The sequence below is a fragment of the Variovorax sp. GW821-FHT10B04 genome (genome assembly GCF_059415645.1).
On record NZ_JBWKNQ010000010.1, the window covers coordinates 187,188 to 211,154 of the forward strand.

Annotated in this window: 19 protein-coding genes; 6 read left to right on the forward strand and 13 right to left on the reverse strand. The window is 69.4% G+C overall.

The genetic code is table 11. The annotated features are described in order from the left end of the window. Positions 1 to 230: 230 nt before the first annotated feature. Positions 231 to 2,123: an ABC transporter ATP-binding protein gene (locus tag AC07PZ_RS23400; RefSeq protein WP_495297547.1), complete on the reverse strand. Its 1,893-nt coding sequence runs from the start codon at positions 2,121 to 2,123 to the stop codon at positions 231 to 233. 71 nt (positions 2,124 to 2,194) lie between these two features. On the opposite strand from AC07PZ_RS23400, the gene AC07PZ_RS23405 reads away from it, so the two are divergent. Continuing rightward, a complete protein-coding gene (locus AC07PZ_RS23405; RefSeq protein WP_495297548.1) occupies positions 2,195 to 2,707 on the forward strand; it encodes a GAF domain-containing protein in 513 nt (170 codons plus the stop codon). A gap of 7 nt (positions 2,708 to 2,714) precedes the next feature. Here the strand turns inward: AC07PZ_RS23405 and AC07PZ_RS23410 are convergent, their stop codons facing one another. After that, the gene (locus tag AC07PZ_RS23410) at positions 2,715 to 5,381 is read right to left on the reverse strand and encodes an ATP-binding protein (protein ID WP_495297549.1); all 2,667 of its coding nucleotides are present in this window, start codon (positions 5,379 to 5,381) and stop codon (positions 2,715 to 2,717) included. 182 nt (positions 5,382 to 5,563) lie between these two features. Between AC07PZ_RS23410 and AC07PZ_RS23415 the strand changes: the two genes are divergently transcribed. Next, entirely contained in the window at positions 5,564 to 5,743 is a 180-nt protein-coding gene (locus AC07PZ_RS23415; RefSeq protein ID WP_495297550.1) for a DUF3606 domain-containing protein, read from the forward strand. A 28-nt stretch (positions 5,744 to 5,771) separates the two neighbouring features. On the opposite strand, the gene AC07PZ_RS23420 is transcribed toward AC07PZ_RS23415, so the two are convergent. Both AC07PZ_RS23420 and AC07PZ_RS23425 read right to left on the reverse strand, forming a co-directional pair. Beyond that, on the reverse strand, positions 5,772 to 7,820 hold the full coding sequence (locus AC07PZ_RS23420) for an AsmA family protein (protein WP_495297551.1): 2,049 nt from the start codon (positions 7,818 to 7,820) through the stop codon (positions 5,772 to 5,774). Continuing rightward, positions 7,817 to 9,541: a RecQ family ATP-dependent DNA helicase gene (locus AC07PZ_RS23425; RefSeq protein WP_495297552.1), complete on the reverse strand. Its 1,725-nt coding sequence runs from the start codon at positions 9,539 to 9,541 to the stop codon at positions 7,817 to 7,819. The genes AC07PZ_RS23420 and AC07PZ_RS23425 overlap by 4 nt, the downstream gene beginning before the upstream one ends. Before the next feature lie 294 nt (positions 9,542 to 9,835). Here AC07PZ_RS23425 and AC07PZ_RS23430 point away from each other — a divergent pair, with 294 nt between their 5' ends. Further along, a complete protein-coding gene (locus tag AC07PZ_RS23430) occupies positions 9,836 to 11,941 on the forward strand; it encodes an NAD(+) synthase (RefSeq protein WP_495297553.1) in 2,106 nt (701 codons plus the stop codon). 49 nt (positions 11,942 to 11,990) lie between these two features. On the opposite strand, the gene AC07PZ_RS23435 is transcribed toward AC07PZ_RS23430, so the two are convergent. The 5 genes from AC07PZ_RS23435 to AC07PZ_RS23455 are packed head-to-tail and all read right to left on the reverse strand — an operon-like array spanning position 11,991 to position 16,402. Continuing rightward, on the reverse strand, positions 11,991 to 12,464 hold the full coding sequence (locus tag AC07PZ_RS23435) for an SRPBCC family protein (protein ID WP_495297554.1): 474 nt from the start codon (positions 12,462 to 12,464) through the stop codon (positions 11,991 to 11,993). Continuing rightward, positions 12,457 to 13,443 carry a DMT family transporter gene (locus AC07PZ_RS23440; RefSeq protein ID WP_495297555.1) on the reverse strand — a complete coding sequence of 329 codons (987 nt, stop codon included), beginning with the start codon at positions 13,441 to 13,443 and terminating at the stop codon, positions 12,457 to 12,459. Before AC07PZ_RS23440 ends, AC07PZ_RS23435 begins: the two co-directional genes overlap by 8 nt. Positions 13,444 to 13,477: 34 nt before the next feature. Next, positions 13,478 to 14,266: a helix-turn-helix transcriptional regulator gene (locus AC07PZ_RS23445; protein ID WP_495297556.1), complete on the reverse strand. Its 789-nt coding sequence runs from the start codon at positions 14,264 to 14,266 to the stop codon at positions 13,478 to 13,480. A 34-nt stretch (positions 14,267 to 14,300) separates the two neighbouring features. Continuing rightward, a complete protein-coding gene (locus AC07PZ_RS23450) occupies positions 14,301 to 15,464 on the reverse strand; it encodes a zinc-binding dehydrogenase (protein ID WP_495297557.1) in 1,164 nt (387 codons plus the stop codon). Beyond that, positions 15,461 to 16,402, reverse strand: coding sequence for a LysR family transcriptional regulator (locus AC07PZ_RS23455; RefSeq protein WP_495297558.1), 942 nt, complete (start codon positions 16,400 to 16,402; stop codon positions 15,461 to 15,463). The genes AC07PZ_RS23450 and AC07PZ_RS23455 overlap by 4 nt, the downstream gene beginning before the upstream one ends. Positions 16,403 to 16,516: 114 nt before the next feature. On the opposite strand from AC07PZ_RS23455, the gene AC07PZ_RS23460 reads away from it, so the two are divergent. Next, positions 16,517 to 17,362 carry a DODA-type extradiol aromatic ring-opening family dioxygenase gene (locus tag AC07PZ_RS23460; protein WP_495297559.1) on the forward strand — a complete coding sequence of 282 codons (846 nt, stop codon included), beginning with the start codon at positions 16,517 to 16,519 and terminating at the stop codon, positions 17,360 to 17,362. A 30-nt stretch (positions 17,363 to 17,392) separates the two neighbouring features. Here the strand turns inward: AC07PZ_RS23460 and AC07PZ_RS23465 are convergent, their stop codons facing one another. The 3 genes from AC07PZ_RS23465 to AC07PZ_RS23475 are packed head-to-tail and all read right to left on the reverse strand — an operon-like array spanning position 17,393 to position 22,057. Next, positions 17,393 to 18,301, reverse strand: a complete 909-nt coding sequence (locus tag AC07PZ_RS23465; protein WP_495297560.1) for an aminotransferase class IV — start codon at positions 18,299 to 18,301, stop codon at positions 17,393 to 17,395. Positions 18,302 to 18,336: 35 nt separating this feature from the next. After that, positions 18,337 to 20,502 carry a prolyl oligopeptidase family serine peptidase gene (locus AC07PZ_RS23470; RefSeq protein WP_495297561.1) on the reverse strand — a complete coding sequence of 722 codons (2,166 nt, stop codon included), beginning with the start codon at positions 20,500 to 20,502 and terminating at the stop codon, positions 18,337 to 18,339. Positions 20,503 to 20,548: 46 nt separating this feature from the next. Then, positions 20,549 to 22,057 carry a glycosyltransferase family 2 protein gene (locus AC07PZ_RS23475; RefSeq protein ID WP_495297562.1) on the reverse strand — a complete coding sequence of 503 codons (1,509 nt, stop codon included), beginning with the start codon at positions 22,055 to 22,057 and terminating at the stop codon, positions 20,549 to 20,551. Between the two features lie 125 nt (positions 22,058 to 22,182). On the opposite strand from AC07PZ_RS23475, the gene AC07PZ_RS23480 reads away from it, so the two are divergent. Next, positions 22,183 to 22,743 carry a cytochrome b gene (locus tag AC07PZ_RS23480; protein ID WP_495297563.1) on the forward strand — a complete coding sequence of 187 codons (561 nt, stop codon included), beginning with the start codon at positions 22,183 to 22,185 and terminating at the stop codon, positions 22,741 to 22,743. Between the two features lie 49 nt (positions 22,744 to 22,792). Here AC07PZ_RS23480 and AC07PZ_RS23485 read toward each other — a convergent pair whose 3' ends face one another. Continuing rightward, a complete protein-coding gene (locus tag AC07PZ_RS23485; protein WP_495297564.1) occupies positions 22,793 to 22,948 on the reverse strand; it encodes a hypothetical protein in 156 nt (51 codons plus the stop codon). A gap of 109 nt (positions 22,949 to 23,057) precedes the next feature. Between AC07PZ_RS23485 and AC07PZ_RS23490 the strand changes: the two genes are divergently transcribed. Further along, complete coding sequence (locus AC07PZ_RS23490) at positions 23,058 to 23,948, forward strand: alpha/beta fold hydrolase (RefSeq protein ID WP_495297565.1); 891 nt, start codon at positions 23,058 to 23,060, stop codon at positions 23,946 to 23,948. Positions 23,949 to 23,967: the final 19 nt, after the last annotated feature.

Genomic DNA, 23,967 nt, shown 5'->3' on the forward strand with positions numbered 1-23,967 from the left:
ATTGATCTCAGCGCAGTCCGAAGAACGACAGCACGGCCACCACGACCACGACCAGACCGACGATGTAGATGATTGAATTCACGGCAAAACTCCTCTGCGTTGATGATGTGTAGAGCATCGCAGGAGGCTGCGTTTCGCCTGTCGGCTTCGGTCGGCGCGCCCTGTAGGAATTACCGTAGTCAGCGCGCGGTCATTGCGCTTTCGCCATGAGCCGCCTGCGCCGGCGGCAGTCACGTTGCGGCTTCGGCTTCCCCCGCCTCCTCGCCGAGAAAGCCGCCGCTCTGGTGCGCCCAGAGGCGCGCATAAAGCCCGCCTTGCGCGAGCAGCGTGGCGTGATCGCCTTCTTCCACCACATGGCCGCCGTCCAGCACGATCAGCCGGTCCATGGCCGCGATGGTCGACAGCCGGTGCGCGATCGCGATCACCGTCTTGCCTTCCATCAGCTGGTACAGGCTCGCCTGGATGGCCGCTTCGACCTCGGAGTCGAGTGCGCTGGTCGCCTCGTCGAGCAGCAGGATCGGCGCGTCCTTCAGCATCACGCGCGCGATCGCGATGCGCTGGCGCTGGCCGCCCGACAGCTTGACGCCGCGTTCGCCCACGTGCGCTTCGTAGCCGCTGCGGCCCTTCGCATCGCCGAGCGTCTGGATGAAGTCGTGCGCTTCGGCACGTCCGGCCGCAGCCTCGATCGCGGCCGGCACGGCATCGGGCCGTCCGTACGCGATGTTGTCGGCCACCGAACGGTGCAGCAGCGAGGTGTCCTGCGTGACCATGCCGATGTGGCTGCGCAGCGAATCCTGCGTCACCCTGGCGATGTCCTGCCCGTCGATCAGGATGCGGCCACCGTCCAGGTCATGGAAGCGCAGCAGCAGGTTCACCAGCGTCGACTTGCCGGCGCCCGAACGGCCGACGAGGCCGATCTTTTCGCCCGGGCGCACGGTGAGCGTGAGGTCGTCGATCACGCGCCGGCCGGCCGGGCTGTAGCGGAAGCTCGCATGTTCGAAGCGCACTTCGCCGCGCGGCACTTGCAGCGCGGACGCGGCCGGCGCGTCGACCACGGTGCGCGGGCGCGACAGCGTCTTCATGCCGTCCTGCACGGTTCCGATGTTCTCGAACAGGCTGGTCATCTCCCACATGATCCAGTGCGACATGCCCTGCAGCCGCAGCGCCATCGCGGTGGATGCGGCCACCGCGCCCACGCCCACGGAGCCCTTCGACCAGAGCCACAGCGCCGTGCCGGCCATGCCGCCGATCAGGCCCATGCTGAGCGTGTGGTTGACGATCTCGAAGGCGCTCACCAGCCGCATCTGCGCGTGGCCGGTACCCATGAATTCCTTCATGGCATCGCGCGCGAAGCCCGCTTCGCGCTGGGTGTGCGAGAACAGCTTCACGGTCGTGATGTTGGTGTAGGCGTCGGTAATGCGGCCGGTCATGAGCGAGCGCGCATCGGCCTGCGCCTTGCCGACCTGGCCCAGCCGCGGCACGAAGAACACCAGCGCGCCGATGTACGCCAGCAGCCAGACCACGAAGGGCAGCATGAGCTGGGCATCGAGCACCGCGGCCAGCACGATCAGCGTGATCACGTAGACGCCCATCGCCACCAGCACGTCGGCCAGCACGAAGATGGTGTCGCGCACCGCCAGCGCGGTCTGCATCACCTTGGCCGTGATGCGGCCGGCGAATTCGTCCTGGTAGAAAGCCATGCTCTGGCCCAGCATCAGGCGGTGGAAGTTCCAGCGCAGCCGCATCGGCAGGTTGATGGCCAGGCTCTGGTGCTTGACGATGGTCTGCAGCGCCACGACCACGATGCTGGCCACCAGCGCGCCGGCCAGCCAGGCGAGGGTGGTGCCGCGCTGCGTCCAGAGCTGTGCGGGCACCTGGCCGCCGAGCCAGTCGACGATGCGCCCGAGCATCGCCACGAGCAGCGCCTCGAAGGACGACATTGCCGCCGTGAGCAGGGCCATCGCGAAGATCGTTCCGCGCACCCCTCGGGTGCAGGCCCAGATGAACGGCAGGAAGCCGTCCGGAGGCAATGCGGGTTCGTCGGCGGGATAAGGTTGAAGCAGTCTTTCGAAGAAACGGAACAAAACGGTAGGCCTCCAGCAGGGCGCCACTGTAGCGGGCATGCAACGGTCGCGTACCGGAAAGGGTTTCACGCCGACGCGGCAACAAGGGCGGCTCCCTTAGGATGCAGCCCATGTCCGATTCCCCGCCTTTCAACGAAACCGCCCGTCTCGCCGAACTCCAGCGCCTGTGCGTGCTGGACACGCTGGAAGAGCAGGCCTACGACGACATCACGCGCATGGCCGCCGATATCTGCGGCACGCCGATGGCCGTCATCTCGCTGATCGACGACAAGCGCCAGTGGTTCAAGTCGCGCGTCGGCCTGCAGGTCAGCGAAACGCCGCGCGAACTGGCCTTCTGCGCGCACGCCATCCGGACGCCCGACCGGCCTTTCGTCGTGAACGACGCGACCAAGGACGCCCGTTTCGAGGCCAACCCGCTGGTCACGGGCGACCCCAACATCCGCTTCTATGCGGGCGCGCCGCTCGTCACTTCCAACGGCCACGCGCTGGGCACGGTCTGCGTGATCGACTGCGAGCCCCGCGAGGTCACGCCCGAGCAATTGGCGCAGCTGCAGTTCATGGCGCAGCAGGTGATCCTGATGCTCGAAGCGCACGTGGCACCTGCCGCCAGCCAGCCCGACTGACGCGCCGTCAGCTGTCGATCGCCGGCGGGGGCGGTTCGGTGGCGATCAGGTCCTGCACGCGCAGCGCCAGTGCATCCAGCGTGAAGGGCTTGGTCAGCACCTGCATGCCGGGCTCCAGATGGCCGTTGCCGAGTACGGCGTTCTCGGCATAGCCGGTGATGAACAGCACCTTGAGGCCGGGCCGCAAAGCCCGGCCGCCGTCGGCCAGCTGGCGTCCGTTCATGCCGCCCGGCAGGCCGACGTCGGTGATCATCAGGTCGATGGTGGCCGTCGACTGCAGCACGGCCAGGCCGGTCGTGCCGTCCTCGGCCTCCAGCGTCTGGAAGCCGAGTTCCTCCAGCACTTCGACCACCAGGGCGCGCACGCTCGGTTCGTCGTCGACCACCAGCACCGTGCCGGCGGCCGTATGCCGGGACGGCTCGACCGGCACCGGCAGCTCGAATTCTTCCGGCGCCTTGTGGTGGCGCGGCAGGTAGACGCACATCGTGGTCCCCATGCCGAGTTCGGAATACACCCGCACCTGGCCACCCGACTGGCGCGCGAAGCCATAGACCATCGACAGGCCGAGCCCCGTGCCCATGCCGATCGGCTTGGTCGTGAAGAAGGGCTCGAACACGCGCTGGATGATCTCGGGCGGCATGCCGGTGCCGGTGTCGGTCACGCAGAGCGACACGTACTGCCCCGCCGGCAGGTCGCGTTCCCGGCTCGCGCGCTCGTCCATCCACTTGTTGGCGGTCTCGATGGTCAGCCGGCCGCCGTTGGGCATGGCGTCGCGCGCGTTGATGCACAGGTTCAGCAGCGCGTTCTCGAGCTGATGCGGGTCGACCTGCGTGGTCCAGAGGCCGACCGCGCCGACGAACTCGAGTTCGTTCTCCGGGCCGATGGTGCGGCGGATCAGCTCCTCCATGCCGCCGACCAGCCGGTTCACGTCGGTCGGCTTCGGGTCGAGCGTCTGCCGGCGCGAGAAGGCCAGCATGCGGTGCGTCAGCGCCGCGGCGCGCTTCGCGGCGCCCTGGCCCACGCTGATGTACCGCTCGAAGTCGTTGAAGCGGCCCTGCGAGAGCCGCCGCTGCATCAGTTCGAAGCTGCCGCTGATGCTGGCCAGCAGGTTGTTGAAATCGTGCGCCAGGCCGCCGGTGAGCTGGCCGACGGCTTCCATCTTCTGCGACTGCCGCAGCGCTTCCTGCACGTTCTCGCGCTCGCGTGCCTCGGCCTGGAGTTGCTTCAGGGCCTCCTCGACTTCGCGCGTGCGCGACGCGATGCGCGCTTCGAGGTGCTCGTTGAGGCGGCGCAGTTCGTTCTCCGCGCTCAACTTCTCGGTCACATCGGCACCCTCGGCGAAGATCCCGGTCACGGTGCCGCCGGCGTCCAGGATCGGCTGGTAGACGAAGTTCAGGTACCGCCTGGTCAAGGGCGCGCCCGGGGAGCGCTGCAGCATGATCTGCATGCTCTCGCCGACGAAAGGCCGACCGGTGGCGTACACCGAGTCGAGCAGTTCGTAGAAGCCCTGGCCTTCCAGTTCGGGCAGCGCTTCGCGCACCGGCTTGCCTTCGACCTGGCGATGCCCGATCAGCTGCATGTACGACCCGTTCACGAGCTCGAAGACATGGTCGGGGCCGCGCACCAGGCACATGAATCCCGGCGCCTGCCGGAACAGGTCGCGCAGCTGGTCGCGCTCGGCCGTGCTGGCTTCGAGCGCTTCCGCATTCGCCAGTCTCGGCGCGATCTGGCCGGCCAGGAGCTGCACGAAGCTCGTCAATGCGTCGTCGAGCGCGCGATACGGGTTGACGCCGGTCACCAGGAACCCGGCTGCCCGCGCCGTACCTTGCGGCGGCAGCCCGACGACCAGGGCGGCGGCAGGCGGCTTGTCCCAGGGCCCCGTCGGCGCGCCGAGCCGGGCATCGAGCGGCAGCGACCAGGTCGTTTCTCCGGCGTTCAACCGCTCCGGCTGCCAGCGTCTTGCCGATGCGAGCGGATGGTCGGGCGTCATGCCGACCGCACAGTGCAATTGCGGATCGCCGGCCGCGTCGAACAGATACATCAGCGCGAAAGGCAGGTCGCGTTCGGCCAATCCCATGGTGTTGCGCACCGTGGCGACCACGGCACGCCGGGTGTCCGCCGCCGCCAGTCCGGCGCCGAGCTCGCGCAGCAACTGCAGCCGCCGTTCGCTGATCACCCGGGCGGTGTCTTCGGAGACCGCACAGAAGATGCCTTCGATCCGCCCGCTGTCGCCGATCAGCGGGCTGTACGAGAAGGTGTGGTACGTCTCCTCGGGATAGCCGGAGCGCTGCACCAACAGCATCAGCGCCACGTCCCAGGTCGACTCGCCGCGCTCGTACACCGTCGCGATGCGGCCGCGCACGTCTTCCCAGATCTCGGGCCAGACGTCGCGCGTCGGCCGGCCGAGCGCCTGCGGATGCTTGATGCCGAGCGTGGGGCGGTAGGCGTCGTTGTAGAAGAAGGCCACATCGGGGCCCCAGCCCAGCCACATCTCGAAGCGCGAGGTCAGCAGGATCCGCAGCGCCACCTTGAGCGACTCCGGCCAGCCATCGGGCGTGCCGAGCGGCGTGGACGCCCAGTCGTGGCTGCGCATCAGCGCCGCGGTTTCGCTGTTGCCGATGAAGATGTCGGCGTAAGGGCTGTCGGCGGCTGCTGCGGTGATGGAATGGGGCATGGCGCGAAAAATGTAGCCGCGCCGACACGTTGCCCGCGTCGGACAAGCCCGCGCAACGTGTCGCGTAGGACACAGCGAACAATCGGCTGTCGGCTTCTCCCGCAGGTGCACCCAGGGCACACCGACGCGGGATGCCGGTGCGGCTTCGCATGCTGCTGCCTTCACATTCAAGGAGCAGACACATGGCAGACGACCTGAGCAATCGCGGACCGCAGGACGCAGCGCGCATCAACGTGAACGAACAGCACGAGTTGCGCTACTGGACCCAGACTTTCGGCGTGACCGAAGCCAGGCTGCGCTCGGCCGTGGCTGCGGCGGGGACATCGACGGACGCCGTGCGCAAATACCTGGGGATCAAGTGAGCAGGTATCGGCGCCGGCGGCTGCCAATCTAGCGCACCGCCGGCGCCGGCCGCGCGCCGCGGGCGCGGGACGTGGCCTGCTTCGCAGCCGGTCCGACCTCGCGCTGCAGCGCCGGGCAATTCGTCGATTCGCCCGGCCCGGTTTCGATCAGCGGCAGCAATGCGGCCAGCGGCGCCGCCGCAGCCAGCGCCAATGCGCCGCCGGCCCGTGCGAGCAGCGGCCCCTTGTCGATCTGGAAATCCGGATTCTTGAAAGTGCCGTAGAGCCGGACCGGCGTGCGCAGCGACAGGATGCCCATCTGCTTCGGCTTGGGCGCCACGGTCAGGTCGAAGCGTTCGTTGCGCAGGTCGAAGCCACCGCTTCCCAGGATCTGGGTCTGCTCGGTGTCGATCACGAACAACGACGCTGTGCCGAGTCCCTTCTTGATGTCGAACGCGACGCCGCCGCAGTTGACCTCGATGGTGCGGTCGCCGCCCGCAAGCAGCCGTATCACCTTGCCGCCGTTGAGCCCGCTCGCCGCATCGAGCAGGTTCGAGATCTGGCCGCCGGCAATGGTCGCCGTGATGCGGCCGTTCGACACGGCCGCCGCGTCGGCGATCGAGTTGCCGGCGCCGGCGATGCGCACCGTCGCGCCGACCACGCCCGCGCTCTTGGCGATCTTCTCGGCTTTGGGCAGCAGCCGGTCGAGCCGGATCTGGCGGAAATCGGCATTCAGTTCGGACTTGATCGTCGGTTCGCGCGCGTCGAGCGTGATCTGCGAGACGATCGCGCCGCCCGCAAAACCGAACTCCAGCGGCGTCAGTTTCAGCACCGCGTCGTGCAGCCGCAGCGAAGCGCGCAGGCTTTCCAGCGGGAGCGAATTCGGCACGCGCAGTTGCTTGGCCTCGAGGTCGACGTCTGCGTCGATCTTCTGCAGCCGGCTGCCGTCGAAGCTGCCTGAGGGCAGGATGTGGTCGGGGTCGGCTGCATGCTGTTGCGCGGCTGCGGCCGGGCGGTTGCTGGTGGCGGCTTGCGACGCCGCGGGCTTGCCGCCGGTTTCCTTGGTCTGCACGCCGACGAGCGGCCCCAGGTCGGCGATGTCCAGCCGCTTGCTGTGCAGGTCGGCCGTCAGCAGCGGGCGCGGCTTGCCTTCGACATAGGCGCCCCGGCCGCTCACGTCGGTCGAGCCGATGCGGCCGACCAGGTCGTCCATCGTGTAGCGGTTGCCCTTGAGGATCAGGTGGCCCTGCAATTGATACGGCGGAGAAGCGGGCAGCGGCAGCAGGAGAAACGGGTACAGGTTGGCCAGCGTCTGCCCTTCGATGCGCAGCCGCGTGTCGATGGCGCTGATGTTGGCCGCGTCGGCGATCGTGCCTTCGACCTCCACGCGGGTGGTGCCGGCCACCAGCTTTCCCTTGATCGGGAAGGGCACGTTCGACTCCTGGAAGCTCAGCACCTCGCCGGTGAGCGCGCTGCCCGAGAAACTCGCGTCGTGGTACTTGCCCTTGAATTCGTACTGCGCCGAATAGCGGTCGTTCTGCGGCTTGGCATCGGCGTCCTTCGCCGCTTCCTGCTTGCTGGCGTCGAAGGTGCTGGCCTGCACGTCGATCTCGAAAGGCATGCCGTGGTCGACATAGCGCAGCTGGCCGCGGTCGACCGACAGCGTGCTGATGCGCAGCTTGCTCGGCGACTTGTCGGCCGGGTCCGAAAGGATCCAGTTCTTGCGGTCGTCGGGGAGCCGTTCGAAGTTGAGTTCGGGCTGGGTCAGCGCCACGCGCGGTATCAGGATCTTCTCCGGCAGGTCGCGCAGCGAGACGGAAAACTCCAGGTTCGGGATCTTGGCCATCGCCTCGTCGTGCGCCCAGTCGGCGTTGCCGAAATAGACGTCGCGCATGCGAATGGTCGGCGTCAGCCCGAGCTTCACGTGGAGGTCTGAAATCCGGAAGGTCCGATGCGTCTTCTGCGAGATGTAGCGTTCGAGCGGCGGACGAAACCAGTTCCAGTCGAACAGTGCGATCAGCAGCACGAGCGCGACGACCAGCCCGACCCACACCGGATGGCGCCGGACGAAGTGCAAGGGGCGGGCGGTGGCGTTCATGGCAGTGCTGCGATGGGTGGTTGGATGCGTCGCCGCGGCGGCGCGTGCAACGCGCCACTGGTGTCCGCGTCGGCGATGTCGGCCTGGACGGCAAGGCTGGCATCGGCGTCGCTGTCAGCCTCGCCGCCGAGCGGCAGCACGATCGGTTGCCCGTCCACGGCCGCCGCCACCTGCATGGCAGCCTCGTGGCGCGCGATCCGCAGGCAACTGTCGCAATGGCCGCAGCGCGGTGCGGCGTCATCGTCCTCCAGCTCGGCAAGCAGGCGCTGCCAGCGGCATTGGCCGCCCTGCGCATACGCCGCCATCCGGTCGAGGGCTGCGAGATCCTGCGCATGGCGGTCGCGGTAGGTCCGTGCCAGGCCTTCGAGCGCCGGCAGGTCGAGGTCGGTGCGCGCCAGGCGCAGCGCACCGTCGCGGCCGGCGCGGCGCTCGCGCACCACGACGCCTTCCTGCCGAAGCAGGTTGAGTACCGACTGCACCTTGGTGCGCGGCCGTTCGGCCTGTTGCTGGATGGCGAGCGGTGTCCAGCCGGCGGCCTCCTCGGGCGTGCGCAGCAGCACGCGACAGACGGCTTCGATGTCCGCCATTTCCGGGTAGCCACCGGCGAGGAAGAATTTCTGGACGGCGATGTCCTTCGCCAGAAAAAGCAACGTGCATTGCGCAGGCTGGCCATCGCGGCCGGCCCGGCCGGACTCCTGGTAATAGGCGTCGAGCGCAGCGGGCATCTGGTAATGCAGCACGAAGCGGATTTCGGGCTTGTCGATGCCCATGCCGAACGCGTTGGTCGCCACCATCACCCGCGTTGCGCCGGACATGAAGGCGTCCTGCGCCGCGCGCCTTTCCGCTGCAGGCCGCTTGCCGTGGTACACGCCCGCCGGTTCGCCGGCCGCGCGCAGTGCGTCGTACAGCTGCTCGGCGGCCTTGACGGTCGCGGCATAGACGATGCCGCTGCCTTCGCTCTGGCGCACCAGCGAGATCGCGCGCTCCAGCTTGTCGGCCTCGGTGATGGCCTGCTCGACCGCGTAGTGCAGGTTGGCGCGGTAGCTGCCGGTGTCGATGAGCCCGGCCTTCGGAATGCCGAGCCGTGCCATCACGTCGGCCGCGACCTCGTCGCCCGCCGTGGCGGTGAGCGCCAGCACGGTCGGCTGGCCGAGCGTCTTGCGGGCGGGGCCGATTTCCATGAACGCCGGGCGGAAGTCGTGCCCCCATTGCGAGATGCAGTGGGCCTCGTCGACCGCCAGCAGCGCCGTCGGATGGGTGTTGAGCAGTGCCAGGAAGGCCGGGTCGGCCAGGCGTTCGGGCGTGGTGAGCACGATGCGCGCGGAGCCGTCGGCAATGGCACGTTCGGCCGCGCGAAGCTCGTCGGTACCGATCTGGCTGTTGAGCTGTACCGCGGCGACGCCCTGGGCCGCCAGCTTCTCGCACTGGTCCTTCATCAGCGCGATGAGCGGCGACACGACCACCGTGCGGCCTTCCAGCAGCAAGGCCGGCAATTGGTAGCACAGCGACTTGCCGGCGCCGGTGGGCATCACGGCCAGCGTCGACCGGCCCGCCAGCACGCGACCGATGACTTCGGCCTGGCCCGGGCGCAACTGCTGCAGGCCGAACACCTCGCGCAGCAGCCTCGCCGGTTTTCCCCCGACGCATGCCAGCGTGGGTTCGGACACGCCAGGCGTCCGGGGCTTTGCGGTGCGGGCAGGTGTGCGGGGCGTTCGCGCCATCGAATTCGGTCTCCGGAAGATCCCCGGAACGACGACCGGGCATCTGCTCTGGTGTACCGGCTGCGTGCGGCGCAAGGCTGTAGGGCCGGTCCTTCTCGCCGCGTAGGCAGTGGGGCGCGATGCCTGTTGGCGCACAAACCCTGGCCAGGACGGATTTTGTGGACGGCGGGACAATCGATGGGCGAGACAATCGGCACATGAATGAGTGAGTCGAATGTTCGACCGGGCCGCGCGAGGCATCGGCCCGGGTCCGCGAGTTCGCAAGTCCGTATGTCTGCAAAGAAGGAAAAGCAAGTGACCGAAGTCGCCGAAGCCGCCAGCGCCGCCCCAGCAGCCAGAGCCGCATTCCTCAATCCCTACCGCCATGGCTTCGCGCGCGTGGCGGTCGCGGTGCCGCGCAACCGTGTGGCCGACCCGGTGTTCAATGCCGCCGAGACCATCGCGATGTACCGCGAGGCAGCCGCCGCGGGTTCCGTCGTCGTCGCGTTCCCCGAACTGGGCATCTCGGCCTATACCTGCGACGACCTGTTCCACCAGGCGGCGTTGCTCGACGCCTGCGAGACCGCGCTGCAACAGGTGGTCGATGCGTCGAAGGACATCGGCGCGCTGGCCATCGTCGGCCTGCCGCTGCGGGTGGACCATCGGCTGTTCAACTGCGCGGCGCTGGTCGCGGGCGGGCGGCTGCTGGGCGTGATGCCCAAGACCTATCTGCCGAACTACGGCGAGTTCTACGAAGGCCGCCAGTTCGCCGCGGCCGACAGCGCCCTGGCCACCGAGATCACGCTGTGCGGCAGCCGCGTGCCTTTCGGCACCGACCTGATCTTCCAGGCGCGCCAGTTGCCGCTGCTCAAGGTGCATGTCGAGATCTGCGAGGACGTCTGGGTGCCGATACCGCCTTCGAGCTATGCGGCGCTGGCGGGTGCGACGGTGCTGGTCAACCTGTCGGCGTCGAACGTGACGATCGGCAAGGCCGACTACCGCCACAGCCTGGTGAGCATGCAGTCGGCGCGCTGCCTGGCGGCCTACCTGTATTCATCGGCCGGCATCGGCGAGTCGACCACCGACCTGGCCTGGGACGGCCAGGCGCTGATCTACGAAAGCGGCGACCTCCTGGCCGAGAGCCAGCGCTTCAGCAACACGTCGAACCTGATTTCGGCCGACGTCGACCTGGAACGCATGTCGCGCGAGCGCATGCGGCAGAACAGCTTCGGCGTGTCGGCGCAGAAGCACCGCGCCGCGCTGGCGGGCTGGCGCACGGTCGAGTTCGACCTGGCCCTGCCAGCCACCGTGCCGAACGGCCTGCTGCGCCGGGTGGAGCGCTTTCCGTACGTGCCGTCCAACAGCGCGCGGCGCGACGAACGCTGCCAGGAAGTCTTCAACATCCAGGTGCAGTCGCTCGTGCAGCGGCTGGAGGCCAGCGGCATCGAGAAGGTGGTGATCGGCGTTTCGGGCGGGCTCGACTCGACGCATGCGCTGCTGGTCTGCGCGCAGGCGATGGACCGGCTCGGCCGGCCGCGCGCCAACATCCTCGGCTTCACGATGCCGGGGTTCGCGACCAGCGGTCGCACGCTGCAGCAGGCGCATCAGCTGATGGCCGCGATCGGTTGCACCGCACGCGAGATCGACATCCGGCCGAGCTGCCGCCAGATGCTGGCCGACCTCGGCCATCCGTATGGCGACGGCGTGCCGCAGTACGACATCACCTTCGAGAACGTGCAGGCCGGCGAGCGCACCAGCCATCTGTTCCGCTTGGCCAACTTCCACAACGCGATCGTGGTCGGCACCGGCGACCTGAGCGAGCTCGCGCTCGGCTGGTGCACCTACGGCGTCGGCGACCACATGTCGCACTACAACGTGAACGCGAGCGTGCCCAAGACGCTGATCAAGCACCTGGTGCGCTGGGTCGCCGACAGCCGGGTGCTGGGCGGCGAGGGCAGCACGGTGCTGCACGCGATCGTCGACACCGAGGTCAGCCCGGAGCTGGTGCCCTACGATGCGCTCGACGTGGCGGCTCAGCCCGGCCAGAAGACCGAGGACACGATCGGGCCTTACGAGCTGCAGGACTTCCACCTGTACTACACGCTGCGCTACGGCTTCAAGCCGAGCAAGGTGGCGTACCTGGCGCATGTCGCGTGGCACGACCGCACGCAGGGCGGCTGGCCCGACGGCATGGACGGCGAGGGCGCGCGCAACGAATACGCACTGCCCGCGATCCGCAAGCACCTGCGCACCTTCCTGTGGCGCTTCTTCAAGACCAGCCAGTTCAAGCGCTCCTGCGTGCCGAATGCGCCGAAGGTCGGCTCGGGTGGTTCGCTGTCGCCGCGCGGTGACTGGCGCGCGCCGAGCGATTCGGAAGCGGTGGTCTGGCTGGCCGACCTGGAGACGGTGCCGGGCGAGTGATCCGGCAGGCCGGTCGTGCCAGGCGGCCGGTGGCCTCGGACGTGTCGAACTACAGCGTCGCGACCAGCGCTTCGAGCTGGTCCGTCGCGATGCCCCAGCCCTGGTGGAAGCCCATCTTCTCGTGGGCTTCGCGGTCTTCCTTCGTCCAGTGCCGTGCGCGGGCCGTGTAGCGGGTGGCGTCGCCTTCCGCTTCGAAGCTCAGGATCAGCGTCATGAAGGGCTTGGCCGACGGCACCCAGGCCTCGGTGTAGGCGTCGGTTGCCACCAGCCGGGTGTTGGGCACGACTTCGAGGTACACGCCGGGATTCGGGTACTCGTTGCCGTCGGGGTCGCGCATCACGATCAGGCTGCTGCCGCCCGGGCGCAGGTCGACCTTGGCGGAGGCGACGGTCCAGGGCTTCGGCGTGAACCACTGCATCAGCAGCGCCGGTTCGGTCCAGGCGCGGAACAGCTTGTCGGGCGTGGCGCGAATGAGGCGGGTCAGGACGAGTTCGCGGTCGGTGGCGTCGTGAGCGTCAGTCATGGCGGGGTTCCTTGTTCGGTGGTTGACCGCTGGAATTCTGCCTCGCCGGCATGACGCCGCTGGCCAGTGCCACGCCGACCAGCGCGAGCGCGACGGCCAGCCAGTCGGACGGCGCCAGCACGTCGCCGAGCCACCACCAGCCGCCCAGCGCCGAGACCACCGGCGCGAGCCCGCCGAACGCGGCGGCACGTGCCGCGCCCAGGCGTTCGATGGCCACGCCGAAGATGGCCAGTCCCAGCAAGCCAGCCACCACGCCTTGCCAGGCCGCCTGCCAGAGCAGGTCGCGCAACGGTGCATCGAACAGCCGCACGTCGCCGCGCCACAGCAGCCAGGGCAGCAGCAGCACGGCCGACCAGGCATTGACGAAGGCCGCGCCCTGCCACGCCGTCAACCCGCTGCGCCGGAAGCACAGCGTGAAGCCGGCCCACAACGCCGCAGCCGCGAGGAACAGCAAGTCGCCGCGCCAGGTGCCGGCTGCCGCCGGACTGCCGATCGCCGGACTGCCGATCGCCGGACTGCCGATCGCGTCGCCGGCCGAGCCGATCAGCGAGCCGCCGCCTAGCAGCAGCACGCCGCCGGCCATGCAGCCCAGGCCCAGCGCGCGCCAGCGGTCTGGCCGGTCGCGCCAGAGCGCCCAGGCGAAGAGCGCCGCGAACAATGGCGACGCGCCCGCCATCAGCACGCCCATGTGCGCGGCCGGCGCAAGGCGCGTGCCGCTCATCGCGACCAGTCCGAAGGGCAACCCGGCGCCGAGCACCATGCCGAGCAGCAGGTGGCGAGGCACGCCGTGCGGCAGCAGCCCTGTGCGACGCCAGAGCGGCCACAGCAGCAGCGCGGGAATCAGGTAGCGCAGCAGCGCGAGGTCGGCCGGCGCGATTGTGGTGGTGGTCGACTGGCGTGTCACCACCTGCCAGAGGCCGCCGATCAGGGCGGAGGCGACGCCGGCCAGCAGGCCGACGGCAAGACGTGAAGAGATCAAGGCAGGGCTCCGACGAGGAGCCGCCAGTCTGGTCTCAGGTGCGGGCGGGCGCTGCCAGATTCGTGCGCACTTGACTCGGCGCCCGGCCGAAGTTGCGGCGGAACACGCCGGTGAAATGGCTGTGGCTCGCGTAGCCGAGATCGGCGGCGAGTGCGCTCAGGTCCTGCTCGCCCTGGCGCAGGCGATCGAGTGCTGCCGTCATCCGCAATTGCGTGCGAAAGCCGTGCAGGCTCTGGCCGGTCTGCTGGCGGAAGCGCCTTGCCAGGTGAAAGGCCGAGCAGTTCGCGGCGCGGGCGATGTCGGCCAGCGTATCGCCGCGGCCGGGGTCGGCGGCGATGTGTTCGCGTGCGCGTTCGACTGCGCGATGGCGCCGCTGCGGGCGACGGGCGCGGTCGTCGGTGCCGGTGCCGGAACGCAGGGTGTCGATCCAGCGTGCGAGCCCTTCCTCGACATCGAGCGTCTCCATCGTTCCTGCGGCGACGGTGCACGCCCAGCGGGCCAGGTCGGCCTGCAGCCCGAGCGGCAGGGGCGAGCGCCCGACGAAACCGGGGTCTTCGGCCAGCGTCAGCAGCGTGCTGCGCTGGCGTGCCCACGGGCGCCGCAGCCGATAGCCCCGTTCCGGCGAGAGCCACAGTGCGCACGCCGGGTCGCAGACGAAGGCATCGGTGCCGATGCGGCATTCGAAACACAGGTCCACCGGCAGCAGCAGGCTGAAGCCGGCGACGCGGTAGTCATCGCTCCAGGCCGGATACGCGCCGTCGAGCTGCACCTGGTGCCAGCCGAGCAGCGGGCTGTCGAACACCGTGCGGCGCGCGTAGGCCATGGCGTCCGTGTTGTCGGCGGTGCGTGGTTCGCGTTCAGAGACCCGGCAGCGGCGCGATGTCCTTGGCCGGATTGACCAGGTACTTCGCGCCGGTCGAGCGTGCGTTGTAGACCGCGATCGCGTCGGGCTGCAGCATGCCGGCCAGCGAAACCTCGCCGGTATAGCTGCTCGCGAAGGTGGTCTTCAGTTCGGCGGCGACGCGTGCCTTGAGCTTCTGCACGACTTCCGGGCCGACCTTCTGCATGAAGGGGAACAGCAGCCAGCCGCCCATGCCCCAGGCCATGCCGAAGCTGCGCGTGAACTCGGTCGGGCGGGTGTCGAGCCCGCCGTACAGGTAGACCTGCTTGTGCGTGGTCGAGCCGTAGCGGCTGTATTCCTTGGCGTTGCGATTGAGCGCCGCTTCCATGCAGGCCAGGATCTGTCCGGCCAGCGTGCCGCCGCCGGTCGCGTCGAAGGCGATGGTGGCGCCGGTGGCGGCCAGCGCGTCGGTCAGTGCCTCGGTGAAGCCGGGCGAGCTGGCGTCGCACACGTAGCGCGCACCTTGCGAGGCGAGCAGTTGCGCCTGCTCCGGCTTGCGCACGATGTTGACCAGGCCGATGCCGTCCTTCTGGCAGATGCGGTTGAGCATCTGGCCGAGGTTGGACGCCGCGGCGGTGTGCACCAGCGCCTTGTGGCCTTCACGCCGCATCGTCTCGACCATGCCGAGGGCGGTCAGCGGATTGACGAAGCACGATGCGCCGTCCGCCGCGGTGGCACCCGCTGGCAGCAGCAGGCATTGCGCGACGGCGATGGTGCGGTACTGCGCATACATCTCGCCGCCCAGCACGGCGACCGTCTTGCCGAGCAGCGCCTGCGCTTCGGGCGAAGCGCCGGCCTTGACGACCACGCCGGCGCCTTCGTTGCCGACCGGCAGCGACTGGCCGATGCGCGCCGCCATCGCCTTCATCGCGGCCTCGGGCACGCGTGCGGTGACGACGGGTTGCCCGGGCGTGCCGCCGAAAGTCGCGGCGCGCATGTCGGCCGGGCCGAACAGCAGGCCGAGGTCGGACGGGTTCAGCGGTGCGGCTTCGATGCGGACCACCACTTCGTGGGCGGCGGGTTCGGCGACCGGGACGCGTGCGAGCGTCACTTCGAGCTCGCCGTCGGGCTTGACGAGCGAGCGCAGTTGCAGGGCTGCGGGCGGGTTGCTTGTGCTCATGGTGCCTCCTGGGTTGGCGGGTGGGAGTGTAGGGCGCGACCGGCAGGCGTGTCGTCACCTGGGAGATGAATACTGAAGTAGTCGATAAAACTGCGCAGCTTCGGCGCCATGTATTGCCGGCTGGTGTACACCGCGAACAGCGTCACCGCGGGTGCCGCGAACTCCGGCACCAGCCGTTGCAGCCGGCCTTGCGCCAGGTCGTCGTCGACCAGCCACTCGGGCAGGTACGCGAGCCCCATGCCGGCGCGCACCGCATGCAGCGTGAGCGTGGTGTCGTCCGAGCGCAGCACCGGCCGCAGCCGCAAGGGCGCGGTACGGCCGTCCGGCCCCTTCAGTGCGATGCCTTCGATGTTGACGTAGCTCGGCACCACCGCACCGAGCCGTGCCAGCTCGGCCGGTGTGGCCGGCACGCCCATTCGCGCGAGGTAGCCGGCTTCCGCCACCAGATGGAACTGCAGCCGGCACAGGGGCCGCGCGATCAGCGCGGGCGACGGCTCCTGCGTGGCACGCAGCGCGAGGTCGTAGCCGTCGGCGGTGAGGTCGACCTTCCGGTTCTCCAGGTGGATGTCGACCAGCACTTCGGGATAGCGCTCGCGGTAGCCGGCCAGCACGCCGGCGAAGCGCGGCGTGGCGCACCACACGGGCGCGCTGAGCTTGAGTTCGCCGCGCGGCGCCTCGTTCTTCTGGCCGATGGCGGCCTCGGCCGCGTCCAGCAGGTCGAGTGCCTGCTTGCTCTGCGCATACCAGGCGGTGCCGGCCTCGGTCAGGCTCAGGTGGCGGCTCGACCGGTTCAACAGCCGTGCACCGAGCGATTTTTCGAGCTGCGCGACGTGCTTGCTCGCCATCGGCGCCGAGATGCCGAGCCGCTCGGCCGCCTTCACGAAGCTGCCCGATTCGACGACGTCGCGGAACACGCGCAGGCCGGTCATGCGGTCCATCGATGTTTCCTGTGGAGAAATGAATCGTTGAATCCTAGCCTGTCGATTTCCGAAGGCGAAATCTCTAGACTCGATCGAAAGGCGCGCAGTCCGTGTGCGCAAAAGGAGCATTCCATGACCACGATCGACCCGACCCCCTCCAGCCTCCCGGTGTTGCCGACTTATTTCATCTCGCACGGCGGCGGCCCGTGGCCGTGGATGAAGCGCGAAATGGGCGACACCTATGCGCGCCTCGAGGCCTCGCTGGCCGACATGCCGCGCCAGATCGGCCGCAAGCCGCGCGCCATCCTGATGGTGTCGGCGCACTGGGAGTCGTCGGCCTTCACGGTGATGGCGAATCCGCGCCCACCGATGATCTACGACTACGGCGGCTTTCCGGCCCACACCTACCAGGTGCACTACGACGCGCCCGGCGCACCCGACGTGGCGCTGCGCGTGCGCGACCTGATCGCAGCGGCCGGGCTGCCGGTGCAGGTCGATGCCGAACGCGGTTTCGACCACGGCACCTTCTCGCCGATGGCCGCGATCTACCCGAAGGCCGACGTGCCGGTGCTGCAGCTGTCGCTGCGCCGCGGGCTCGATCCGGCCGAGCATCTGGCGCTGGGCCGCGCGCTCGCGCCGCTGCGGCATGAAGACGTGCTGATCGTCGGCAGCGGCCTGAGCTATCACAACCTGCGCAACTTCGGCCCGCAGGCGCGCGACGTGTCGAAGGCCTTCGACGACTGGCTCGGCCAAGCCGTGGTGAACGACACCGCCGCCGCGCGCAACGAACAGCTCGAGGCCTGGGCGCAGGCGCCGGCCGCGCGCATCGCCCACCCGCGCGAGGAACACCTGATTCCGCTGATGGTCGCGGTCGGCGCGGCCGAGCAGGAAGCCGGCGTGCGCGTCTATCACGAGGACGGCTTCATGGGCGGTCTCTCGGTGTCGAGCTTTCGCTTCGGCGCGGCCGCCGGGCAGTGACGTGACGCCGGGCGGCCGTGCCGCTCGGGCTCAGTAGCGCACGGGGTCGCTGTATGCGGCCTCGTCGTGCATCGCCCAATAGGCGTCGTACAGCCGCGTGGTGATCGGCCCCGGGAAAGCCAGCCTCAGCGGCTGGCCGTTGATGCGGGCGATCGGCAGCACGCCGCCGCCGGTCGAGCTCAGGAAGACTTCGTCGGCATCGCGCAGATCGTCCACCGGGATCGGCTCCTCGCGCAGCGGGATGCCCAGGCGCGCGCTCAGCTCGATCACCGTGCGGCGCGAGATGCCCTCGAGCACACCGCGGTCGGCCGTGCGCACGGTGCCGTCGCGCACCACGAACACGTTGAAGCCCGGCCCTTCGGTCAGGCAGCCGTCGGCGTCGACCACGCAGCTCGTGTCGCGGCCCTGGTCGTAGGCGTCGAACAGCGACTGCACCAGGTCCAGCCAGTGGTAGTTCTTGATGGTCGGGTCGACCGAGGCCGGCGAGATGCGCTGGCGCCGGCTCACGTGCAGGTCGATGCCGCTCAGCTGCTTCTCGCGCGACGCGATCCACACATAGGGCACGGCGTAGGCATAGAAGCGGTTCTCGGCCAGCCGCGGATCGCGCGCGCCGCGCGGCGGCACGCCGCGGGTGACCACCATGGCGACGTAGGCCTGCTTCAGGTCGGCACCGCGCACGCAGGCGTGCAGGATGTCGCGCACCTGCGCCCGGCTGTACGGGATGCGGAAGCGCAGCTTGTCCATGCTCGCGAAGAAGCGGTCGAGGTGGTCTTCGAGGCGGAAGAAGCTGCCGTTCCAGACGCTGGCGACGTCGTAGGTGGCGTCAGAGCGGGTGAAGCCCCAGTCGAACAACGAGATCTTCGCTTCGGACAAGGGAACGAAATTGCCGTCGGCGAAGGCGGTTCCACCTTCGAATTCACCGGTTTGGGGTTCGCGCACGGGAGGTCCTCGGTTGGCTTGAAACCTTCATTCTTTCAGCCTGCAGCCGATGCGCCCGCGCCCTCGCGCCGCAGCATGCCCATCAGGAAGGTATGCAGCATCGCCTCGCGCCCGGCCAGCAACTGCGGCGTGGCGCGCCCGAGGTGTCCGCCGCTGCGTTCCTCGTACAGCCAGGCCTGCGAATGCCCCAGCGCGCGCAGGCGAGCGACCATCTTGCGGGCGTGCGACGGATGCACCCGGTCGTCGTTGCGGTTGCCGATGAACAGCACCGGCGGGTAGGCGACGCCCGAGCGCGCATCACGCAAGTTTTGCAGCGGCGACCACTTCTCGAGCACCGCGCGGTCGGCGGCGATGGCCGGGTCGCCGTACTCGCCGATCCAGGATGGGCCGGCCGTGAAGCGCGTGAACTCGAGCATGTCGGCGAGCGGCACGCGCGACACCACCGCGCCGAACAGCTCGGGCCGTTGCACCATCACGGCCGACACCAGCGCGCCGCCGTTGCTCGCGCCGTAGATGCCGAGCTTCGGAGCCCGCGCGATGCGCCGCGCGGCGAGGTCTTCGGCGACGGCGATGAAGTCGTCGAAGGACTTCTGGCGCTGCCGGCCCTTGGCCGCCTCGTGCCATTCGGTGCCGAACTCGCCGCCGCCGCGGATGTGGGCCAGCACGTAGGCGCCGCCGTAGCGCAGCCAGTCGATGCCGGGCAGCCGCTGGTAGCTCAGGTCCAGCGGAATGCCGAAGCCGCCGTAGCCGTAGAGCAGCGTCGGCGTGCTGCCGTCCAGCGGCATCGCCGTGGGCGCGATCACGGTGTACGGAATGGCGGTGCCGTCGGCGGAACGCGCTTCGTAACGCTGCACCGACAGCCCGGCGGCGTCGAAGGCCGGGAGCTGCTGCTTGATCGGCGCCCAGGCCTGCGGCTGCGCGGGTGCCACGTCGAGCAGGCCGAAGGTCTGCGGCACCAGCGGCGCCTGCGTCGTCAGCCAGACCTGGTTGTTCGCTTCGGCATCGTCGGCGCGGATCGACACCAGGCCGGCGTCCGGCAGCGCGACATCGCTCTGCGTGAAGCGATCGCCGTCCCAGCGCTGGAATGCGAGGCGCGGCTGCAGGTTGTCGGCCCAGGCGATGGCGAAACCGTCGCGCACGCGCTCCGTGCGAATCAGGCGCTGGCGCGGACCGGCCGCCAGCAGCGAATGGAAGCGCGGCGCCTGCTGGCCGGCCGTGGCCAGCGGCGTGGCGATCAGGCTGCCGGCACTGTGGCGCGTGCTGCCGTCGTCGAAGGCCTGGCGCAGCGAGACCACGAGCCAGTCGCGCGCCAGCCAGCTTTCTGCACCGTCCGGCAACGCCAGCGGCGTCAGCGTGGGTGTCGGCGTGCCGTCGCGCAGCAGCCAGCGCCGGCTCTGGAAGAAGCCGGTGCGGCGCCCGACCAGCGCGACCGGCGCGCTGCCGTCCACGGCGAGCGTGTCGATGGTCACGCCGAGGTCGTCGGGTTCGCCGCGCAGCACTTCGGGTGCGTCGGCCAGCGCCGTGCCGCGGCGCCAGCGGCGGACCGTCATCGCATAGCCGCTGCGCGTGAGGCTGCCGTCGCCGAAGTCGGTGGCGATCAGCAACGCGTCGTTGCCGAACCAGTCGGCGCTCATCTTGGCGAGCGGGGCGTTGAAGCCGCCTGCCACGAACTGGCGCGAGGCCAGGTCGAATTCGCGCAGCTCGACGCGGTCTTCACCGCCGGCCGACAGCCGGAGCAGCGCGCGTTGGCCGTCCGGGCTCAGCTGGTAGCCGTTGAAGGCCAGGGGGCGCATCTCCTGGCCGGCGAGCTTGTCGAAGTCGACCAGCACCTGCCAGCTGGGGCGCTCCTTGCGGTATTCCTCCAGCGTGGTGCGCCGCCACACGCCGTGCGGCTGGTCGGCATTGCTGTAGTAGTTGTAGAGCCGGTCGCGGTGCGGCCGCACGAACTGGATGTTGGTGTTGCGGGCCGACAGGCTGGCGAGCGTGTCGCGGTAGCGGCGGCCGTAGTCGGGCAGGCCTTCGATCAGCCCGCGCGCCTCCTGGGTGCGCGCGTCGACCCAGGCGATGGCTTCGGCACCGTCGACCTGTTCCAGCGCGAGTTCCAGGGAGGCGGCCGGCCCGGCGTCCTGGCTCCATGCGGCCAGCGGGCGCGCGAGCGGTTGGGCGAGGGCGAGCAGGGCGATGTGGCGGCGGTTGAGCATCGGACGATCGTAGTGCGCCGCGATGCCGTCGCCGGCCGTGCGCGCCCTATGGTTTGCCCGCGTCGCCGGTGCCGTCCTTCGACAGCAGGCCGACCCGCACCTGCCGCCCCCAGCTGCCGTGGCCGGTCAGGAAGGTCCACCAGCCCCAGGCGGCGCCGCTGTGGCGCAGGATCTGGAAGGTGAAGGGCTCGACGATCGCGGCCAGGAAGGCCAGGCCCATGCTGGTTTCGCTCTGGCGGCCGATCCAGCGGCGGTACAGGTGCACCGACCAGAGATGGAAGGCGAGGTCGAGCACGATCTTCGCGCCGATCACGCCCGCCACCGGCGCCAGCACGCCCAGGTCGCCGCGCGCCAGGTAGGTCAGCAGCAGGAAGAAGGCCGCCAGGCCGTAGAGCGGCTGCAGCGTGTCGATCGCCTTGACCGGCAGCATCAGCGTGCCGAGCCAGCGGTAGCGCCGGTCGCCGACCATGGCGCGGTACCAGTACTGCGTCTGCAGGAAGCCGCCGAACCAGCGCCGGCGCTGGCGCAGGAAGGGCATCAGGCCGCTCGGCGCGTCGGTGTGCGCCTGGGCGTCGCCCAGCACGCGCACGCGCCACGGCAGGCCATGCGCCTCGGCATGGCGGTAGAGCCGATGGATCAGCTCGTAGTCCTCCACCAGGCAGTCGGTGTCGAAGCCGCCGACCGCGCGCACCGCGTCGAGCCGGAAGGCGGCGAAGGCGCCGGAGATCAGCAGCAGCCCGTCGACCCGCGCCCACGCGTAGCGCGACAGGAAGTTGCGGATGTATTCATAGGTCTGGAACCACTGGAAGCAGCGGCCGGCCAGCGTGCGGCTGCAGACCGGCGTGATGACGCCCGTGGCCGCCACCAGGTCCGGGTCGGCGGAGAACGCGCGCCGCACCGCGGCGATGGCGCCGGCATCGAGCAGCGTGTCGCCGTCGACCGTGAGCACCGTGTCGCTGTCGATGCACAGCACGGCGGCGTTCAGCGCCACCGCCTTGCCGCCGTGCGGCAGCCGCAGCCAGCTCAGCGATGGGTGCAGCGTGCTGGGTGCGCTCAGCTGGCCGAATTCGGGTGCGATCAGGCCGTAGCGCTGGGTCAGGAGCTCGGCCGTGCCGTCGGTCGAGCCGTCGTCGGCGATCACGATGCGGTCGGGCAGGTCGCTCTGGCCGAGCAGCGCGGCCAGCGTGACCGGCAGCACGGCGGCCTCGTTGTGCGACGCGACGATCACGCCCAGCGAACGGCGCGGTGCGGTGTCGGCCGCAGCGGCGGCCAGCGCCGTGGGCGGCCGCAGGATCGCGAGCGTCTGCCAGCCGACGAACAGCAGCAGCACGGTGTCGTACAGCACGTAGGCCACGCCGACCGACCACGACCAGACGTTGCCGCCCGAGACCTCCATGCGGCCGCCGTGGCGGAAGGCCATCGCGAAGAGCCCGATCCAGAGCAGCAGCACGCCGCCATGGATGAGCCAGCTGCGCAAGGGCGTCGGGGGCGGCGAGAGCCGGGGCGAGGCGGCGGCGAAGGCGCGGGAGAGTGCGCTGGAGAGGGCGTCGTTCAAGCGGTGATCCGGGAAGGTGGACTGGGTACGCAAAGGCTGCGCCAACGGTTTCGGATGGCATCAAAAAGCCCCGGAACCCGCGGGCCGTTGTCGGTGCGACTCGCCGACGGCCCGAGAATTCCCGCATGTCCTCCGAAACACGCTACACCCGGCCCGCGATCATCCTGCATTGGCTCATCGCCTTGCTCATGGCGGTCAATATCGCGCTGATCCTGCTCGTCGATCGCTTTCCGGAGGACTGGATCCGCCCAGCGATCGACACCCACAAATCGCTCGGCATCACGGTGCTGGGGCTGGTGCTGTTGCGCATCCTGTGGCGCTTCACGCACCGGCCGCCCGCGATGCCGCCGTCCTACGGTCGGCTGGAACGCTTCGGCGCGCATGCGGCACATCTCGGCCTGTACCTGCTGATGCTGTTGCTGCCGCTGTCGGGCTGGATGCACGATTCGGCCTGGAAGGACGCGGCGACGCATCCGATGCAGCTGTTCGGCCTGGTGCCGTGGCCGCGCATCGGCTGGATCATGGACATCGCGCCCGACACCAAGGAAATGCTGCACGACGCCTTCGGCCTGCTGCACGAGTGGGCGGGTTACGTGCTGTATGGGCTGTTCGCGCTGCACGTGCTGGGTGCGCTCAAGCACCAGTGGATCGACAAGGAGCGCGAACTGCAGCGCATGCTGCCGTGACCGGCGGCACGGGTTCCGGCGGAGCCGATGGCCTTCGCCTTTGGTGCTTTCAGTGGACGAAGGACCGGAATGCCGACCCCAGCGCCACGACCCAGAGTGCGACGCTGCAGACATAACCCACCGCGAGGACGCCGCGCTGCTTGCGCGTCGGCTTTTCCTCGACGGGACGGTAGTCGGCTGAAGAAACGGATGAACGTTGCAACATTCACAAATATTAACGATGTTGTAACGATCGGCAAAATGCCATTCAAATAACCCGGCATGCCGCCGGATCAATCCGGTCCTCTGCACCCGCCCGGAAAATCGACGCCGCCATGAACCCTTCCCCCACGCTCTCCGACGAAGACGCGCGCGCCGCGATCGCCCGCATCGACGCCCTGTCGATCCACCATGACGCCGAACACGAGGGCACGCGCGTGCGCTGGCGCCGCTTCGGCCCGCCCGATGCCGTGCCCGGCCGGCCGCCGCTGGTGCTGCTGCACGGTGGCCACGGCAGCTGGATGCACTGGCTGCGCAACGTCGAGGCGCTGTCCGCGCGGCACACGCTGTGGCTGCCCGACATGCCTGGTTTCCACGATTCCGGCGTACCGCCGCCGGCCGCACCGGGCGAAGCGCCGCTCGACCCGCTGCTGGCAGCGCTCGGCGGCACGCTCGACCAGCTGATCGGCGCCGGCACGCCGATCGACCTCGCGGGCTTTTCCTTCGGTGGACTGACCGCCGCCCGTTTCGCGCTGCGGCGCGGTGCGATCCGCCGCATCGCGCTGCTCGGCAGCGGTGGCCATGGCACCTTGCGCCGTTTGCGGGTCGACATGATCAACTGGCGCGCTGCGCCCGATCGCGCGGCCGAAGTCGCCGCGCTGCGCCACAACCTGGCCGCATTGATGCTGCACGACGAGGCGGCCATCGACGCGCTGGCCTTCACGATCCACGACATCTCGTGCCACGGCACGCGCTACCGCAGCAAGGAGGTGTCGCAAGGCGGCGGGCTGGAAGACGCGCTCGACACGATGGACGCGCGCGGCGTGCCGCAATTGCTGCTGTGGGGCGAGTACGACGTCACGGCCGACCCGCGTCCGCTGGTTGCAAGCCTGACGGCCGGCCATCCGCTGCGGGAAGGTGTCGTGGTCGACGGCGCCGGGCACTGGGTGCAGTTCGAGCGCGCGGAAGAAACGAACCAGTCGCTGCTGCGCTTCTTCGGCGCCTGACGCATCACCGGCGTCCGCC

Coding starts and splice junctions, on each gene's coding strand:
- AC07PZ_RS23400 (WP_495297547.1), bottom strand. CDS start 2,123: ATGCCCGCTACAGTGGCGCCCTGCTGGAGGCCTACCGTTTTGTTCCGT.
- AC07PZ_RS23405 (WP_495297548.1), top strand. CDS start 2,195: ATGTCCGATTCCCCGCCTTTCAACGAAACCGCCCGTCTCGCCGAACTC.
- AC07PZ_RS23410 (WP_495297549.1), bottom strand. CDS start 5,381: ATGCCCCATTCCATCACCGCAGCAGCCGCCGACAGCCCTTACGCCGAC.
- AC07PZ_RS23415 (WP_495297550.1), top strand. CDS start 5,564: ATGGCAGACGACCTGAGCAATCGCGGACCGCAGGACGCAGCGCGCATC.
- AC07PZ_RS23420 (WP_495297551.1), bottom strand. CDS start 7,820: ATGAACGCCACCGCCCGCCCCTTGCACTTCGTCCGGCGCCATCCGGTG.
- AC07PZ_RS23425 (WP_495297552.1), bottom strand. CDS start 9,541: ATGGCGCGAACGCCCCGCACACCTGCCCGCACCGCAAAGCCCCGGACG.
- AC07PZ_RS23435 (WP_495297554.1), bottom strand. CDS start 12,464: ATGACTGACGCTCACGACGCCACCGACCGCGAACTCGTCCTGACCCGC.
- AC07PZ_RS23445 (WP_495297556.1), bottom strand. CDS start 14,266: ATGGCCTACGCGCGCCGCACGGTGTTCGACAGCCCGCTGCTCGGCTGG.
- AC07PZ_RS23450 (WP_495297557.1), bottom strand. CDS start 15,464: ATGAGCACAAGCAACCCGCCCGCAGCCCTGCAACTGCGCTCGCTCGTC.
- AC07PZ_RS23455 (WP_495297558.1), bottom strand. CDS start 16,402: ATGGACCGCATGACCGGCCTGCGCGTGTTCCGCGACGTCGTCGAATCG.
- AC07PZ_RS23460 (WP_495297559.1), top strand. CDS start 16,517: ATGACCACGATCGACCCGACCCCCTCCAGCCTCCCGGTGTTGCCGACT.
- AC07PZ_RS23470 (WP_495297561.1), bottom strand. CDS start 20,502: ATGCTCAACCGCCGCCACATCGCCCTGCTCGCCCTCGCCCAACCGCTC.
- AC07PZ_RS23480 (WP_495297563.1), top strand. CDS start 22,183: ATGTCCTCCGAAACACGCTACACCCGGCCCGCGATCATCCTGCATTGG.
- AC07PZ_RS23485 (WP_495297564.1), bottom strand. CDS start 22,948: ATGTTGCAACGTTCATCCGTTTCTTCAGCCGACTACCGTCCCGTCGAG.
- AC07PZ_RS23490 (WP_495297565.1), top strand. CDS start 23,058: ATGAACCCTTCCCCCACGCTCTCCGACGAAGACGCGCGCGCCGCGATC.